The organism is Caulobacter sp. (assembly GCF_049283275.1).
In the GTDB taxonomy this organism is placed as follows: domain Bacteria; phylum Pseudomonadota; class Alphaproteobacteria; order Caulobacterales; family Caulobacteraceae; genus Caulobacter.
Genome location: NZ_JBAPVS010000252.1, coordinates 1 through 14879 on the forward strand (window position 1 = coordinate 1; position 14879 = coordinate 14879).

The 14879-nt window shown below is 68.7% G+C and carries 18 protein-coding genes; 14 read left to right on the plus strand and 4 right to left on the minus strand.

The window, feature by feature from the left end; genetic code table 11:
* Positions 1–100: 100 nt before the first annotated feature.
* Entirely contained in the window at positions 101–505 is a 405-nt protein-coding gene (gene mutT, locus WAL33_RS14335; protein WP_422182197.1) for an 8-oxo-dGTP diphosphatase MutT, read from the plus strand.
* A gap of 3 nt (positions 506–508) precedes the next feature.
* Here the strand turns inward: mutT and WAL33_RS14340 are convergent, their stop codons facing one another.
* Complete coding sequence (locus WAL33_RS14340) at positions 509–1438, minus strand: methyltransferase domain-containing protein (protein WP_422182198.1); 930 nt, start codon at positions 1436–1438, stop codon at positions 509–511.
* An 85-nt stretch (positions 1439–1523) separates the two neighbouring features.
* Here WAL33_RS14340 and WAL33_RS14345 point away from each other — a divergent pair, with 85 nt between their 5' ends.
* The 6 genes from WAL33_RS14345 to WAL33_RS14370 all read left to right on the plus strand — a co-directional run bounded on the left by WAL33_RS14345 (position 1524) and on the right by WAL33_RS14370 (position 4710).
* Positions 1524–2228, plus strand: a complete 705-nt coding sequence (locus tag WAL33_RS14345; protein ID WP_422182214.1) for a ComF family protein — start codon at positions 1524–1526, stop codon at positions 2226–2228.
* Positions 2229–2260: 32 nt separating this feature from the next.
* Positions 2261–2515 (plus strand): glutaredoxin 3, encoded by a 255-nt coding sequence (gene grxC / locus WAL33_RS14350; RefSeq protein WP_422182199.1) that lies wholly within the window; start codon positions 2261–2263, stop codon positions 2513–2515.
* Entirely contained in the window at positions 2512–3345 is an 834-nt protein-coding gene (locus WAL33_RS14355; RefSeq protein WP_422182200.1) for a carbon-nitrogen hydrolase family protein, read from the plus strand. The genes grxC and WAL33_RS14355 overlap by 4 nt, the downstream gene beginning before the upstream one ends.
* A gap of 16 nt (positions 3346–3361) precedes the next feature.
* A complete protein-coding gene (locus WAL33_RS14360) occupies positions 3362–3796 on the plus strand; it encodes a DUF1178 family protein (RefSeq protein WP_422182201.1) in 435 nt (144 codons plus the stop codon).
* A gap of 79 nt (positions 3797–3875) precedes the next feature.
* Positions 3876–4244 carry an ArsR/SmtB family transcription factor gene (locus WAL33_RS14365; protein ID WP_422182202.1) on the plus strand — a complete coding sequence of 123 codons (369 nt, stop codon included), beginning with the start codon at positions 3876–3878 and terminating at the stop codon, positions 4242–4244.
* Complete coding sequence (locus tag WAL33_RS14370; RefSeq protein WP_422182203.1) at positions 4234–4710, plus strand: SRPBCC family protein; 477 nt, start codon at positions 4234–4236, stop codon at positions 4708–4710. Before WAL33_RS14365 ends, WAL33_RS14370 begins: the two co-directional genes overlap by 11 nt.
* Positions 4711–4786: 76 nt before the next feature.
* On the opposite strand, the gene WAL33_RS14375 is transcribed toward WAL33_RS14370, so the two are convergent.
* The 3 genes from WAL33_RS14375 to ubiG form a co-directional block, all read right to left on the minus strand.
* Positions 4787–5101, minus strand: coding sequence for a glycine zipper 2TM domain-containing protein (locus WAL33_RS14375; protein ID WP_422182204.1), 315 nt, complete (start codon positions 5099–5101; stop codon positions 4787–4789).
* 135 nt (positions 5102–5236) lie between these two features.
* Positions 5237–6274, minus strand: a complete 1038-nt coding sequence (locus WAL33_RS14380; protein WP_422182205.1) for a glycine zipper 2TM domain-containing protein — start codon at positions 6272–6274, stop codon at positions 5237–5239.
* A gap of 132 nt (positions 6275–6406) precedes the next feature.
* Entirely contained in the window at positions 6407–7183 is a 777-nt protein-coding gene (gene ubiG, locus WAL33_RS14385) for a bifunctional 2-polyprenyl-6-hydroxyphenol methylase/3-demethylubiquinol 3-O-methyltransferase UbiG (RefSeq protein WP_422182206.1), read from the minus strand.
* Positions 7184–7365: 182 nt separating this feature from the next.
* On the opposite strand from ubiG, the gene WAL33_RS14390 reads away from it, so the two are divergent.
* The 7 genes from WAL33_RS14390 to WAL33_RS14420 all read left to right on the plus strand — a co-directional run.
* Positions 7366–8613: an aspartate kinase gene (locus tag WAL33_RS14390; RefSeq protein ID WP_422182207.1), complete on the plus strand. Its 1248-nt coding sequence runs from the start codon at positions 7366–7368 to the stop codon at positions 8611–8613.
* A gap of 132 nt (positions 8614–8745) precedes the next feature.
* Complete coding sequence (locus WAL33_RS14395) at positions 8746–9207, plus strand: hypothetical protein (protein WP_422182208.1); 462 nt, start codon at positions 8746–8748, stop codon at positions 9205–9207.
* Between the two features lie 95 nt (positions 9208–9302).
* Positions 9303–9959, plus strand: coding sequence for a glutathione S-transferase family protein (locus WAL33_RS14400; protein WP_422182209.1), 657 nt, complete (start codon positions 9303–9305; stop codon positions 9957–9959).
* Between the two features lie 150 nt (positions 9960–10109).
* Positions 10110–11054, plus strand: coding sequence for a DMT family transporter (locus tag WAL33_RS14405; RefSeq protein ID WP_422182210.1), 945 nt, complete (start codon positions 10110–10112; stop codon positions 11052–11054).
* A gap of 131 nt (positions 11055–11185) precedes the next feature.
* Positions 11186–11620, plus strand: a complete 435-nt coding sequence (locus WAL33_RS14410) for a glycine zipper 2TM domain-containing protein (RefSeq protein ID WP_422182211.1) — start codon at positions 11186–11188, stop codon at positions 11618–11620.
* Between the two features lie 200 nt (positions 11621–11820).
* Entirely contained in the window at positions 11821–14085 is a 2265-nt protein-coding gene (gene ptsP / locus WAL33_RS14415; RefSeq protein ID WP_422182212.1) for a phosphoenolpyruvate--protein phosphotransferase, read from the plus strand.
* A 166-nt stretch (positions 14086–14251) separates the two neighbouring features.
* A partial coding sequence (locus WAL33_RS14420; RefSeq protein WP_422182213.1) for a helix-turn-helix domain-containing protein occupies positions 14252–14879 on the plus strand: 628 nt, incomplete at its 3' end.

The window sequence follows — 14879 nt, forward strand, 5'->3', positions numbered from 1 at the left end:
GATGCTCCCCCGCTGGGGGAGCTGTCGCGGAGCGACTGAGGGGGCTCCGCGGCGCACACAGGTGTTGCCAACTCGCTCGGAGCATCCGACTAACGCCCTCATGACCAAGCCCACCGTCCTCGTCGCCGCCGCCGCCCTGATCGATGTCGACGGCCGCGTGCTGATCTGCCAGCGGCCTCAGGGCAAGTCGCTGGCCGGCCTGTGGGAGTTTCCCGGCGGCAAGGTCGAGCCCGGCGAGACGCCCGAACAGTGCCTGATCCGCGAACTGGACGAGGAGCTGGGCATCAAGGTGGCCCAGGCCTGCCTGGCCCCGTTCGTGTTCGCCTCGCACACCTACGAGACCTTCCACCTGCTGATGCCGCTCTACCTGCTGCGCCGCTGGGAAGGGTTGGTGACCGCCAAGGAGCACGAGGCGCTGAAGTGGGTGAAACCAGACCATCTGGCGGACTATCCGATGCCGCCCGCCGACCTGCCGCTGATCGCCTGGCTGCGCGATCTGCTCTGAGGCCTAGCGTCCCGCCTTGTCGCCCGCCGACTGCTCGACCACGCCCAGGGCGTCGGCCAGCCGCATCTTGGCCGAGCCCGGGCGCAGGGGCTTTTGCTGGCTTTCGTGCGGGGCCCAGCCGGTGACGGTGATGATCTCGAACGTGGCCGGCACGCGGCCGTCGGGCTCGGCGAACCGCTGCTGATAGATCTCCATCGCCCGCAGCAGCACCTTGCGGCCCAGCGGCTTGCGCGAGCGGTCGATCAGCACGCTGGTCTCGCCCATGGTCCGCAGGTCCTTGAGCAGGGCGATCGGGTGGGCGTAGCGCACCTTGACCCGGTCCTTGTCGGCCACGGGCAGGGCGAAGCCGGCGCGTTGCAGCAGGCCCGCGGCGTCGACCGTGTCGGCGAACGGCGAGACGCGCGGGAAGGCCCCGCCGGTGACTTCGTCCTCGGCGGCCAGCATCGCCTGGCGCAGCTCGGTCAGGGTGGCCCCGCCGAACAGGGCCCCGACGAACAGGCCATCGGGCCTCAGCGCGCGGCGGATCTGGATCAGGGTCCCGACCAGGTCGTTGGTCCAGTGCAGGGCCAGGGTCGAGACGGCCAGGTCCAGGGTCTGGTCGCCGAACGGCAGGCGCTCCTCGTCGACCACGATCCGCATCCCCTGGCGACCTTTTGAGGCGCTTTGGGCCAGCATCGCTTCCGACAGGTCGGTCTCGATCAGCAGGCCGATCTTGGCGCGCGCGTCGCTGCCCTCCAGGGCCTTGGAGAAAGCGCCGTTTCGGCTTCCCAGATCGACGGCGACCGGAAACTCCCGCAGGATCGCCTCCAGGCGCATCACGGCGTCCTCGGCGGCGCGCGCCTTCAGGAAGCCGGCGGCGTCGAAGCCGGGGGCGGCGCGGTTCAGGCGGGCGCGCAGCAGGGCGCGGTCGAAGAGCAGGGGAGCGGCGGTCATGTCGGCGCAAGATGGTCTTTCTCGCGTCCCATGGAAAGCTCTGGGGAAACCTCCCGCTCACCTCACGGCGTTCGCGCAAGGCGTGCTGGACCTGATCCTGCCGCCGCGCGCCTTCGACGGCGGGGCGGCCCTGACCTCGGGCCTGTCGGCCGAGGCCTGGAGCCGCATCACCTTTCTGGACGGCCCGGTCTGCGACGGCTGCGGCGCGGCGTTCGCCTATGACGCGGGCGAAATCCGCTGCGTCCTGTGTCAGACACGGCCTCGCGCCTTTGCACGAGCGCGGGCCGCCTGTCTGTACGACGAGCACTCGCGCGACCTGATCCTCAAGCTCAAGCACGCCGACCGCACCGACCTGTCGGGCCTGTTCGCGCGCTGGCTGTCGCGCTGCGCCGCCGACCTGCTGGAGGAAGCCGAGGCGGTGGTTCCGGTGCCGATGCACCGCTCGCGCCTGCTGCGGCGGCGCTACAACCAGGCCGCCGAGATCGCCCGGCCGCTGTGCGCCATGGCCGAGCGGGTCTATCTGCCCGACACGCTGGTCCGCCGGCGCGACACCGACAGCCAGGGCGGCAAGTCCGCCGACGGCCGCCGTCGCAACGTGGCCGCGGCCTTCGCCGTGCCCGAACAGTGCCGCCATCGGGTGATCGGCCGCAAGGTGCTGCTGATCGACGACGTCCTGACCACGGGGGCGACAGCCGAGGGCTGCGCCCGGGCTTTGTTGGCCGCCGGCGCCGCACAAGTGTCACTCGCGGTCGTCGCGCGCGTTACAGAAATGCAAGCCCGTCCTATATGAGGACCGGAAACGACTTCTGTTACGGATTCTCCATGGCCAAGGTCACCATCTACACCCGTCCGTTCTGCGGCTACTGCGCCCGGGCCCTGAAGCTGCTCAACGACAAGGACGCCGACTTCACCGAGATCGAGGCCGGCATGGATCCGGCGCTGCGAAAGGAGATGATGGACCGTTCGGGCCGCACCACCTTCCCGCAGATCTTCGTCGGCGAGCAGCACATCGGCGGCTGCGACGACATGTTCGCGCTGGAGCGCGAGGGCAAGCTGGACGCTCTCCTCGCGGCATGAGCCTGTCCGCGCCTCTTCGAGTCGGCCTGATCCAGACCCGCACCCCCGCGACCCACGCGGCCGCGCTGGAGCATGTCGCGCCGCTGGTGCGCGAGGCGGCGGGGCAGGGCGCGCGGTTCATCCTGACGCCGGAATGCACCAACGTGCTGCAGAAGGACCGGGCCAAGCTGCTGCCGACCCTGGTCTCGCTGGAGGACGACATCGTGGTGCGCGGCCTGCGCGATCTGGCCCGCGAGCTGGACGTCTGGATCGATGTCGGCTCGGCGCTGGTGAAACGGGAAGATGGAAAGGCGGCCAACCGCCAGGCGGTGATCGACCCGACGGGCGCGATCATCGCGACCTACGACAAGCTGCACATGTTCGACGTCGACCTGCCGACCGGTGAGACGGCCCGGGAATCGGCGACCTACACGCCCGGCGAGCGCGCCACGGTGGTCCAGACCCCGCTGGGGACCTTCGGCCTGACCATCTGCTACGACATGCGGTTTCCGGCCCTGCACCGGGCCCTGGCGCTGGGCGGGGCCCAGATTCTGACGGTTCCGGCCGCCTTCACCCGGCCCACCGGCGAGGCGCACTGGGACATCCTGCTGCGGGCCCGGGCCATCGAGACCGGCTCGTTCGTGATCGCCGCGGCCCAGGGCGGCTTCCATGAGGACGGCCGTGGCACCTGGGGGCGCTCGATCGTCGTTGGTCCCTGGGGCGAGGTGATCGGCAAACTCGACCACGACGAGCCGGGGGTGTTGATCGCCGACCTCGACCTCGCGGCCGTCGACACGGCCCGCGCGGCGATCCCGGTCCTCAAGAACGCCCGTGCCTTCACGGGCCCGTAGTCCCTATATAGTCCCCATGATCAAGTACGCGCTCAGTTGCGATCACGACCACGCCTTCGAAGGCTGGTTCGGCTCGTCGTCCGACTATGACGACCAGGCCGCCCGCGGCTTGCTGGAATGCCCGCTGTGCGCTTCCAAGGCTGTGCGCAAGCAGATCATGACCCCCGCCGTGGCCGGGACCAAGGCCCAGAAGTCCGCGCCCGAGCCCAGCGCCCAGATGCGCGAGATGATGATGGCCGCCATGGGCGAGGTCCGCCGCCAGGTCGAGGAGAACTTCGACTATGTCGGTGACCGCTTCGCCAAGGAGGCGCGCGACATCCACGACGGCAAGTCCGAGGAGCGCGGCATCTACGGCCAGGCCTCGGCCAAGGAGGTCAAGGCCCTGGTCGAGGACGGCATCAAGGTCGCGCCTCTGCCGCCGGCACCGCCGAAAAAGAGCGAAGTCAACTAAGACCCGCCTGCCGTCATTGACCGAGGCCGCCTGTCGAGATATTTAAGCAAATGCTTTAATATCTCGACAGGCCCGGAACGTGCAGTCCTTCCAACCGCTCAGCGACGCCTTCGCGGCTCTCGGCGACCCGACCCGGCTGGCGATTGTCAGCCGGCTGGCCAGCGAGGGCGACATGACCGTGCAAGAGATCGCCCGGCCCTTCGCCATGAGCCTGCCGGCGGTGTCGCAGCACCTGAAGGTGTTGGAGCGCGCCGGGCTGATCGCGCGCGGACGCGACGGCCAGAAACGTCCTTGCAGCCTGAACACCGAACGCCTGGCCGAGACGGCGCGCTGGTTCGATCACACGCGCGCGGCCTGGGAAGGGCGGCTCGACCGGCTGGAGCGCTTTCTCGCGCAACCGCAATCCCCGCAACCGACCTTTTTGAAAGATGACGACCATGAGCCATGATCCCCGCGCGACCTGGGCGCTCGAACGCGAGATCGTGCTGTGCCGCGTGATCGCCGCGCCGCGCGCCCGCGTGTTCCAGGCTTTCAGCGATCCGAGTCAGATCACGCGCTGGTTCGGACCGGAGGGTTTCAAGACCGAGACCCTGGAGATCGACATCCGCGAAGGCGGCCGCTGGCGGTTCATCTACACCGGCCCGGACGGAACCCGCTGGGAGAACCGCATGGTGTTCCTGCGCATCGACCCGCCGAGGCTGCTGGAGGTCGAGCACGGATCGGATGTGGACGACGACCCCGGCCGGTTCCACACGACGATCACCTTCGACGAACAGGGCGACGGCAAATGCGTGCTGACCATGCGCCAGCTGCATCCGACAAAAGAGCAGCGCGACGCCGGCATCGGCTTCGGCGCGGTGGAGTTGGGATACCAGACCCTGGACAAGCTAGCGCGGCATCTGGGCGTGGGGTGATCGACGGCGAAGCCTCCGTCCACGAAAAAGGGGGACGGTTTCCCATCCCCCTTCCCGACCAGCTTGGGCGAACCGTCTAGTAGCGACGGTACTCGTAGTGGCAGTTCTTCTTCTTGGAGTTCTTCTTGGCGATCTGGTTGCCGGCGACAGCGCCCAGGGCGCCGCCGAGCAGGGCGCCTTCGGTCTTGTTGCCGCTGCCGGCGACCACGGCGCCAAGGGTGCCGCCGCCGAGGGCGCCGACGACGGTGCCCTTGTTACGGGCGCTCTTGGTGCTCTTGCAGACCCAGACCTTGTGGGTGCGGGTCTGGGCTTCGGCGACGGTCACCGCGACGGTGGAGGCCGTGAAACCGAGAGCGACGACGACGGCGAGAGTCTTGAGTTGAGCACGCATGACGGCTCCTTTTGCTGTTGTCAGTTCTTGAGCGGAGAAACGCTCAAGCCGAGATTGGGTTCGACGAGTGTCGGCTTTCCGACCTGAACCGGAGATGAAACGGCGACGCCGCCGCCGTTCATCCTCGTTGAAGCCTTAGCCCTGGACGCGGAAGCGACCTTCGCTGTCGGGGCAGACGCGGACATAACGGGTCTCGACGCGACCGTTGTAGTCGGCTTCGGCCGGGGCCAGGCGGCAACGGCGGCTGTAGTCGCTGTAGGCCGTGCTGGAGCTGGCGCGATAGTCGCTGCTTTCCCGATAGGGGACGGTGTCGTCATAGGTCCAGTACTGGCCGGCGGTGTCGCAGTGGCCCTTGGCCGAGGCGTTGCCAATGGCCGCGCCGGCCCCGGCGCCGACCAGGGCGCCCAGCACGGTGCCTTCGGTCTTGGCGTTGCGGGCGGCGATGTTCGAGCCGGCCACGGCGCCGATCAGGGCTCCGATCACGCCGCCGGCGACGGCGTTCTTCTTGGCGTCGGTGCGGCAGGGCTCGCTATACGAGACGTTGTCGCCATGGCCGCCGGCGTAGGGCGCGCTGTAGCGGGTGGCATAGTCGGGATAGCGGCGGTCATAGGACCCCGACCCGTAGCGGCGGTCGTAGTCGGCGCGGGCCCGCTCGTAATCGGCGCGATCGCGTTCGTACTGGGCGCGCTGGCTCATATAGTCGCTGCTGTTGGAGGCGTAACCCTGGCTGCTGACGCTGAAGCGTCGCGCCTGATCGGGATAGCGACGGTCATAGGCGCCGGCGCCGCGCCGACGATCATAGTCGCGACGGGCCTTCTCGTAGGTGTCGCGCTCGCGCTCGAACTTGATCTGCGCGCGGCGATAGTCCGAGCTGTTGGCGTAGCCGGAGCTGTCGAAGCGGGTCGCATACTGCGGATAGCGGCGATCATAGGCGCCCGAGCCGTAGCGACGGTCATAGTCGGCGCGAGCCCGATCATAGCGGGCGCGTTCGGCCTCGTAGGCCTGTTGCTGGGCGCGATAGTCGGCCGAGCGTTCGTCATAGGCGGCGCGCTGGTCGCCATAGGTTTGCAGGCGCTGCTGGTAGGCGGCGTCCGCGGATTGGGCCAGTACAGGCGCGGCGGTGCTCAGGGCTATGGCCGAAGCCATCAGCCACACAGTGGTCTTGGAAGTCATGATAACTCTCTCCGTTCCTACGAACGGATCGACGTCTGGCCCCCGAAAACGAGCCGCCAATCCTTGGTGGGATGTCCCTGGCCAATAGAAGGCGTGACAGCGGTAGAGGTTCCTTCGGGCGCCGGGCGGCCCTCAGTCCTTGGTCACGGTCATCATGTAGTTGATGTCGCAATCGGCCGAACGGCTCCAGCGGCCGGTCAGCGGATTGTAGGCCACGCCGAACGGGCCTTGGACGTCCACAGGTTGGCCGGCCAGGAAGGCGCGCAGTTCATCGGGCTTGAGGAACTGCTTCCAGTCGTGAGTGCCGGGCGGCACCCAGCGCAGCACGTATTCGGCCCCGATCTTGGCCAGGGCCAGGGCTTTGAGCGTACGGTTCAGGGTGGCGACGATCATCAGGCCGCCGGGCTTGAGCAGCTTGGCGCAGGTGCGCAGGAACTCGCCCGGGTCGGCGACGTGCTCGATGACCTCCATGGTCAGCACCACGTCGAACGGTCCCGCGCCCTCGGCCAGCAGTTGCTCGGCGGTGGCCGGGCGATAGCCGATCTCCAGCCCCTGCTCGGCGGCATGGGCGGCGGCGGTGTTGATGTTGCGCTCCGAGGCGTCGATGGCGGTGACCGCGAAGCCCAGCCGCGCCATCGGCTCGCTGAGCAGCCCGCCGCCGCAGCCGATGTCGAGCAGGGTCAGGCCCTCGAAGGGCGTGCGCGCATTGCCGTCGCGGTCGAACCGCGCCAGCGCCTGCTCCCGAATGAAGCCCAGCCGGCAGGGATTGAACACGTGCAGCGGCGCGAACTTGCCGTGCGGGTTCCACCACTCCGCCGCGATGGCCGAGAACCGCGCCACGTCGGCGGGGTCGATGCTCCAGGAGGGGGCGTTTCCGGCGGAGGGGGGCGCGTCGGCGGACTGGCTCATGCCTCTCATGTAGCAACCCCACCGCCCGCGGCGCCAGGGCATGGTGTCCCACTCGACGAAAAAGGCGCCGTCGCGACATTGCCGTTGCGCTCCGGCGCCGCTAGAAGACCACGCCTTGCGCGAGCGGCGCGGTTCGTCCGCTTCGGCGCAAGAATTGACCTTAGGTTTTTACGGGGTAGGGCGTGTCACGTCTGGTGATGAAGTTCGGCGGCACCTCGGTGGCCGACCTGGAGCGCATCCGCCGGGTGGCGCGGCTGGTCGCGGCTGAGGTGGCGACGGGCAAGCAGGTCGCGGTGGTCGTCTCGGCCATGTCGGGCAAGACCAACGAGCTGGTGGCCTGGACCGACGGCTGCGGTCGCGCGGGCCAGGGGCTGCCGGAGTCGGACGACGAGTACGACGCCGTCGTGGCGTCGGGCGAGCAGGTCACGGCCGGCCTGCTGGCCATGACCCTGCGCAACATGGGCCTCAACGCCCGCTCGTTCCTGGGTTGGCAGGTGCCGATCCTGACCGACGACGCCCACGGCCGCGCCCGCATCGAGGATATCCCGCCGGCCAATCTGGAGGCCTGTTTCGCGGCCGGCCAGATCGCCGTGATCGCCGGCTTCCAGGGCGTGACCAGCGACCAGCGCATCACCACGCTTGGCCGCGGCGGCTCGGACACCAGCGCCGTGGCCATCGCCGCGGCGGTGAAGGGCGACTGCGACATCTACACGGACGTCGACGGCGTCTACACGACCGACCCTCGGATCGAGAGCAAGGCCCGCAAGCTGGCCAAGATCAGCTACGAGGAAATGCTGGAAATGGCCTCCCTGGGGGCCAAGGTGCTGCAGACCCGCTCGGTCGAGATGGCCATGGCCCATCGCGTCCCGGTGCGGGTGCTGTCGAGTTTCGTCGAACCCGGGGAAGCTCCCGGCCAAGGAACGATCGTCTGCGACGAGGAAGAAATCATGGAAAAGCGCATCGTCTCGGGCGTCGCCTATAGCCGCGACGAGGCCAAGATCACCCTGCTGGGCCTGCCCGACCATCCGGGCGTGTCGTCGCAGATCTTCGGCCGGCTGGCCGACGCCAATGTGAACGTCGACATGATCGTGCAGTCGCGCGCCCGCAGCGCCGACACCGCCAACATGGAGTTCACGGTCGGCAAGCGCGACGCCGTCCGCGCCGTCGAGATCGTCCGCGCCGCCCAAAAGGAAATCGGCTTCGAGGACGTGGCCGTCAACGAGGACGTGGCCAAGGTTTCGGTGATCGGGGTGGGCATGCGCAGCCACGCCGGCGTCGCCCAGTCGATGTTCCAGGCCCTGGCCGAGAAGAACATCAACATCCAGGTCATCTCCACCTCGGAGATCAAGATCTCGGTCCTGATCGACGCGGCCTACACCGAGCTGGCCGTGCGGGCGCTGCACGCGGTCTACGGGCTGGACCAGCTGTAGGCTGAACCGCGCTGCGTCCTTCGAGGCCCGGCTTCGCCGCGCGCGGCCTCGAAGGACGCACGGCGTGCCGCCGTTAGCTAAACGTCGCCTTCTGACGGTATGAAGGGCCTCGAATCCCTTCCAGGAGCCTCCATGTCGGTCTTCCATTTCGATCCCGAGACGAAGTCCGTCACCTTCCAGGGCGATGCGGGGCTGGACCTGCTGTACGACCTGCTGCTGCGGGCCAAGTTCGGCGACGGCTACGAAAAGCCCCTGCTGGTCAGCCCCTGGCTGGCGGCCCTGCTCAAGCAGTTGGACCAGTTCCTGCCCGACGACGGCCAGTGGTTCCCCGAACAGCCGGGGCGCCCGATCTTCGACGAGGACGACCTGCTGGCCATGGGCGACGCGGTGATCGAGGAAGGCCACACCGTGGGCTGGTGGACCATGACCGAGCCCGAGAAGCGCGCCTATCTGCGCGAGGTGATCGCCGCCCCCCATCCCCTGACGGACGTCGAGGTCGAGTTCATCGAGCGCGACATCGACGGCGCGGTCGAGCAGGCCAAGCTGCTGGTCGAGGCGATCAGCGAACCTCTGGCCCTGCCCGGACACGGCTGACCTCCAGAATTTTCCACCCTCCCTGTCGAAATCGCCGATCCCCGCGCGACTTCTCCTGGAAGGCCCATCGAGGGCCCGCCACGAGGAGGATGAAGATGATCACGATCAGTGCTTTCGCCTGGGTTCCGCCCTTCGCCCGGGGTCTGGTGCGCGACCTGCGCGTGCGGTGGGCGCTGGAGGAGGCGGGTCTTGCCTACACCACCCGGCTGCTGGGGCCGCTCGACAAGGAGACCGTCGCCTATCGCGCCCTGCAGCCGTTCGGCCAGGTGCCGATCTATCACGAAGGCGACTTCGTGATGTTCGAGACCGGCGCCATCGTCCAGCACATCGCCCAGGGTTCGCCGGCCCTGGCGCCGCCTGATGCCGAGGGGCGTCTGCGGATGAACACCTGGCTGTTCGCGGCCCTCAATTCGGTCGAACCGGCCCTGGAGAACCTATTCCAGGTCGACGTGTTCTTCGCCGACGAGGGATGGGCCAAGGAACGTCGCCCCGGCGCCCTGGCCTTCGCGACCAAGCGCCTCCAGGGCCTGGCCGCCTGGCTGGAGGGCCGCGAGTATCTGGAGGGCGAGCGCTTCACGGCCGCCGACCTGATGATGACCACCGTGCTGCGCATCCCGCGCCACACCGACCTGATCGCCTCGATGCCGGTGCTGGACGCCTATGTCCGCCGGTGCGAGGCGCGGCCGGCCTTCCAGCGGGCGCTGGCGGCGCAGATGGCGTCGTACGAGGAAGCGCAGGCGGCCGTGGCCTGATCAGGCGATCCAAAGTCTGTCATCCCGGATCTTCGCTGCGCTTGGTCCGGGATGGCGAACGTTCAGACGCGTCGAGCGGAAGCGCTCGGGCCTCAAGCTCCCGAAAGCTTTCGCCATGCCACCCGCGCCCGGCTCTGCTAACTCCCTCGCATGAGCCAACAGCAACGCCTCTTGATCGGACTTCTCTGCGGCCTCGTCGCGGGGGCGTTCTGGGGCGGGGTGTTTCTGGCGCCCAAGCTGCTGGCGGCCTTCACGCCGCTGCAGATGACCGCTGGGCGCTATCTCTGCTACGGCCTGGCCTCGGCGGCCTTGCTGGCGCCTGCCGCGCGCAAGGTGCTGGGACGGCTGACCTGGGCCGACTGGCGCGACTTGGCGGGGCTCAGCCTGCTGGGCAACATCGTCTACTATGTGTGCTTGGCGATCTCGGTGCAGATCGCCGGCGTCGCCCCGGCCTCGCTGATCATCGGCCTGCTGCCGGTCACCATCACCCTGGTCGGCGCCAAGCCGGGGGAGGGGGTGGCCCTGCGCCGGCTGGCCGCGCCGCTGCTGCTGGTCGGGGCGGGCGTCGTCTGCATCAACGTCGCCGCCTTCCAGACCGCGAGCGGCGTGAGCGTCGGGCGTCTGATCCTGGGCCTGCTGGCGGCGGCCGGGGCGCTGGCGACGTGGACCGTCTACGCCGTCTGGAACGCCCGCCGCCTGGCCGCCACGCCGCGCTTCAACAGCCACGAATGGTCGCTGCTGACAGGGGTGGTGACCGGCCTGCTGTCGCTGTTGCTGGTGATCCCGGCCTTCCTGGGCGGTGCTCCGCACGTCCCGAACGCCTGGGCGCTGTTCTGGGGCGTCAGTTTGGCCGTGGCCTTGGGGGCATCGGTGATCGGCAACGGCCTGTGGAACGCCGCCAGCCGGCTGCTGCCGCTCAGCCTGTCGGGCCAACTGATCGTCTTCGAGACCCTGTTCGCCTTGCTGTACGGCTTCCTGCACGAGGCCCGCTGGCCGCTGCCGCTGGAGGTCGCCGCCATCGTCCTGATGCTGGCCGGCGTGCTGTGGTCGGTGCATCTGCATCGGCCAGATGCCGAGGCGCATCCGGCGGAGTAGGCCGTGCTCCGAACATGACCGTAACCTGAACATCGCCGTTCAGATCGGGTTCAAAGCCCAAGGCACATAAAGGTCCCAACAGCGCCGAACCGGACTTCCCCGGACATGACGCTTCGAATGGAGCCAGTGCCATGAAGACCACCAAGTTCACGAAGATCGCCGTCGCCGCGGCCCTGACCGGCGCCCTGGTCCTGCCCGCCTCGGCCGCCTTCGCCGGCGACAAGACCGAACGCGCCGTCATCGGCGCCCTGATCGGCGGCATCGCCGGCGCGGCCCTGTCGAAGGGCGACACCGGCGGCATCGCCATCGGCGCCGTCGCCGGCGCGGCCCTGGGCGCCTCGACCGGCAACAGCGATCGCGACCATCGCTATTCCAGCGGCTATCGCGACACCCGTTACGGCAACGGCTACGGATCGAGCTACAACAACGGCTACGGCTACAACAACGGCTACACCCAGTCGTACAGCAACGGTTACGGCCGCGACCGTCGCAACGATCGCTACAACACCGGCTATCGCCAGGACGGCGGCCAGTATGGGAACGGCTACTACGGCCAGCGCCGCTAACGGCATCCCAGCCGAAACGACAGGCGCCGTCCCTGCGGGGGCGGCGCCTTTTTTATGCGCGAACCGCGATTTGGCCAGGAGTGAACGCTGTGCCCGGCGCGAAATCTGCTATAGCCCGGCTGAGGACGATGCGGCTTCTTAACCCCCGGCGCGTTTTGTCGGGCTAAGCGTATCGGACAAAGGGGAGTGCGCGCGCAAACATGGCGGCGTCCGGGATCGCTGTTCGGGGACCACGCAGCCTGCTTCGGCAGATTCGCGAGGCCATGGCCGGGGGCGGCCCCGCCCAGGCCAAGCTCGACATGGTGGTGCGCACCATCGCCATCTCGATGGTCGCCGAGGTCTGCTCGATCTATCTGCGCCGCGCCTCGGGCGATCTGGAGCTGTTCGCCACCGAAGGCCTGTCGCGCGACGCCGTCCACGTCACCCGCATGAAGCCGGGCGAAGGCCTGGTCGGCGAGACCATGCGTCTGGGGCGGCCGCTGAACCTGTCGGACGCCGCCAGCCACCCGGCCTTCTCCTACCGCCCCGAAACCGGCGAAGATCCCTACCACGCCTTCCTGGCCGTGCCGCTGCTGCGCGGCGGCCGCACCATCGGCGTGCTGGTCGTCCAGAACCGCACCGAGCGGGTCTATGACGAGGAGGAGGTCGAGGACCTGCAGATCATCGCCATGGTCCTGGCCGAGATGGTCAGCGCCGGCGAGCTGCTGGGCCTGACCGAGCTCAAGGACGTCGAGATCGCGCCCCACAAGCCCGAGCGGCTGAAGGGCACGCGCTTCGCCGAGGGGCTGGCCTATGGCGTGGCCGTGCTGCACGAGCAGCCGGTGGCCCCCGAACAGCTGCTGTCCGACGACGCCCTGGCCGAGGAAGCCCGGCTGAAATGGGCCATCGAGGCGCTGCAGACCCAGATCGACGAGATGCTGGAAGGCCAGCACGGCCTGGTCGGCGCCTCCTACGAGGTGCTCGAGACTTACCGGATGTTCGCCCATGACCGGGGCTGGAACCGGTCGCTGCAGGAGGCCGTGCGCTCGGGCCTGACCGCCGAGGCCGCGGTCGAGCGCGTGCGCTCCGAGCACCGCGCCCGCCTGGGCCAGGCCCGCGACCCTTATCTGCGCGAGCGCCTGCACGACCTGGAAGACCTCAACGATCGGCTGCTGCGCCACCTGTCGGGCGACGTCCACGCCGTGCGGGTGTTGCCCGAGAATGCGATCCTGATCGCCCGGAACCTGGGCCCCGCCGATCTGCTGGAATACGACCGCACCAAGCTCAAGGGCATCCTGCTGGAGGAAGGCTCGGCCGCCAGCCACGCCGGCATCGTCGCCCGGGCGCTGGACATCCCCTGCGTGGGCCGTCTGGCGGGCCTGCGCGACCGGGTCAACGAGGGCGACCCGGTGGTGGTCGACGCCGAGACCGCCGAGGCCTGGCTGCGGCCGCGCGCCGACGTGGTCAAGTCGCTGCAGGCCCGGATGGAGGTCCGCGCCCAGCGCAAGGCCGAGTTCGCGCGGATCCGCGACACGCCGGCCGTGACCAAGGACGGCGACAAGGTCACGCTGCTGATGAACGCCGGCCTGGCCGTCGATCTGGACATCCTGGGCGAGACGGGCGCGGAGGGCATCGGCCTGTTCCGCACCGAATTCCAGTTCATGGTCGCCGAGGAGATGCCGCGGCTGGAGGCCCAGACCAGCCTCTACGAAAAGGTGCTGGAAGCCGCCAACGGCATGCCGGTGACCTTCCGCACCCTGGACCTCGGCGGCGACAAGCTGCTGCCGTATATGGAGCTGGAGCGCGAGGACAATCCGGCCCTGGGCTGGCGGGCCATCCGCATGGGCCTGGACCGGCCGGCCCTGCTGCGCATGCAGATCCGCGCCCTGATCAAGGCCGCGCGGGGCCGCGAGCTGCGGATCATGTTCCCGCTGGTGGCCAATGTGGACGAGTTCCGCGCCGCCCGCGCCTTCGTCGACCAGGAAGTCGCCTGGGCCCTGAAGCGCGGCCGGCCCGAACCGGCGCGTCTGGACGTGGGGGCGATGATCGAGGCCCCCTCGCTGCTGTGGCATCTCGACGCGCTTTTGCCGATGACGGACTTCGTTTCGGTCGGCACCAACGACCTGATGCAGTACTTGTTCGCCGCCGATCGGGGCAATCCGAGGGTGTCGGATCGCTACGATCCGCTGTCGCCGGCCGCCCTGCGCGCGCTGAAGACCATCCAGCAGGCCTGCGCCGACACCGGCACCCCGGTCTCGGTTTGCGGGGAGATGGCGGGGCGTCCGCTGGAGGCTTTCGCCTTGCTGGCCTTGGGTTTCGACCGGCTGTCGATGCCGCCGGCCGGCATCGGGCCGGTCAAGCAGATGGTGCTGTCGTGCGATCGCGAGGCCGCTCGGCGCAATGTCGAGGCCCTGCTCAAGACCTCGGCCGGGTCGCTCCGCGGCGAGATCGAGACCCTGGCGCGCAAGCTTTACGTCGCCGTCTAGACACGGTCGCGGTTAAGCAAGCGTCGCCTTATAGTGTATTGAATCCGGCAACTTACTTTGATATCGACCATAAAGTATTAACAAATCCCGGCTAGGACGGGTGGGGCAGCCGTCGGGTTCATACCGAATTCTCGGCCGACGCGAATTTTGGGGTTTCATGGCAGCCATGCCGCTGGACACGGGCAGGGTTCCGCACTTGCATCCGGTCGCCGAAGGCGAGCGTGAAGACGCGCCCGTCGCCCCGTATCAGCCCGCCATCGACTACGGCGACGACATCGGTTCGGCCCTGCGCGCGGCGCGCGAATTTCGCGGCCTGACCCTGCAGGAGGTCGCCGACGCCACCCGCATCCGTCAGAGCTATGTCGGGGCGCTGGAAGGCCTGCGCCTGGACGAGCTGCCTTCGCGGCCGTTCACCATCGGCTATGTGAAATCCTACGCCAACATGCTGGGTCTGGACGGCGAAGCCGCCGTGGCCCGCTTCAAGGTGGACGTGCCCGACGACAGCGAGCCGTTGCGCGCCCCGGTCGGGGTGCATCACGAACGCGATCCGCGCCTGGGCCTGATCCTGGCGCTGGGCGTGCTGATCGTGGCCGCCATCGTGCTGTGGAACCTGGCTCAACGCGCCATCGCCAAGGACAGCCCGCCCGCCCAGGTGGCCGAGGCCCAGGCGACCGCCGCCGTGTCGTCGCCCGCCGCCGTCCCGATCAACCCCAACGCCGCGCCCGGCTCGGTCTCACTGGGCGCGCCGCTGCCGGCCCCCGTCGAATCGACCACGCCCGAGCCCTACAAGACCC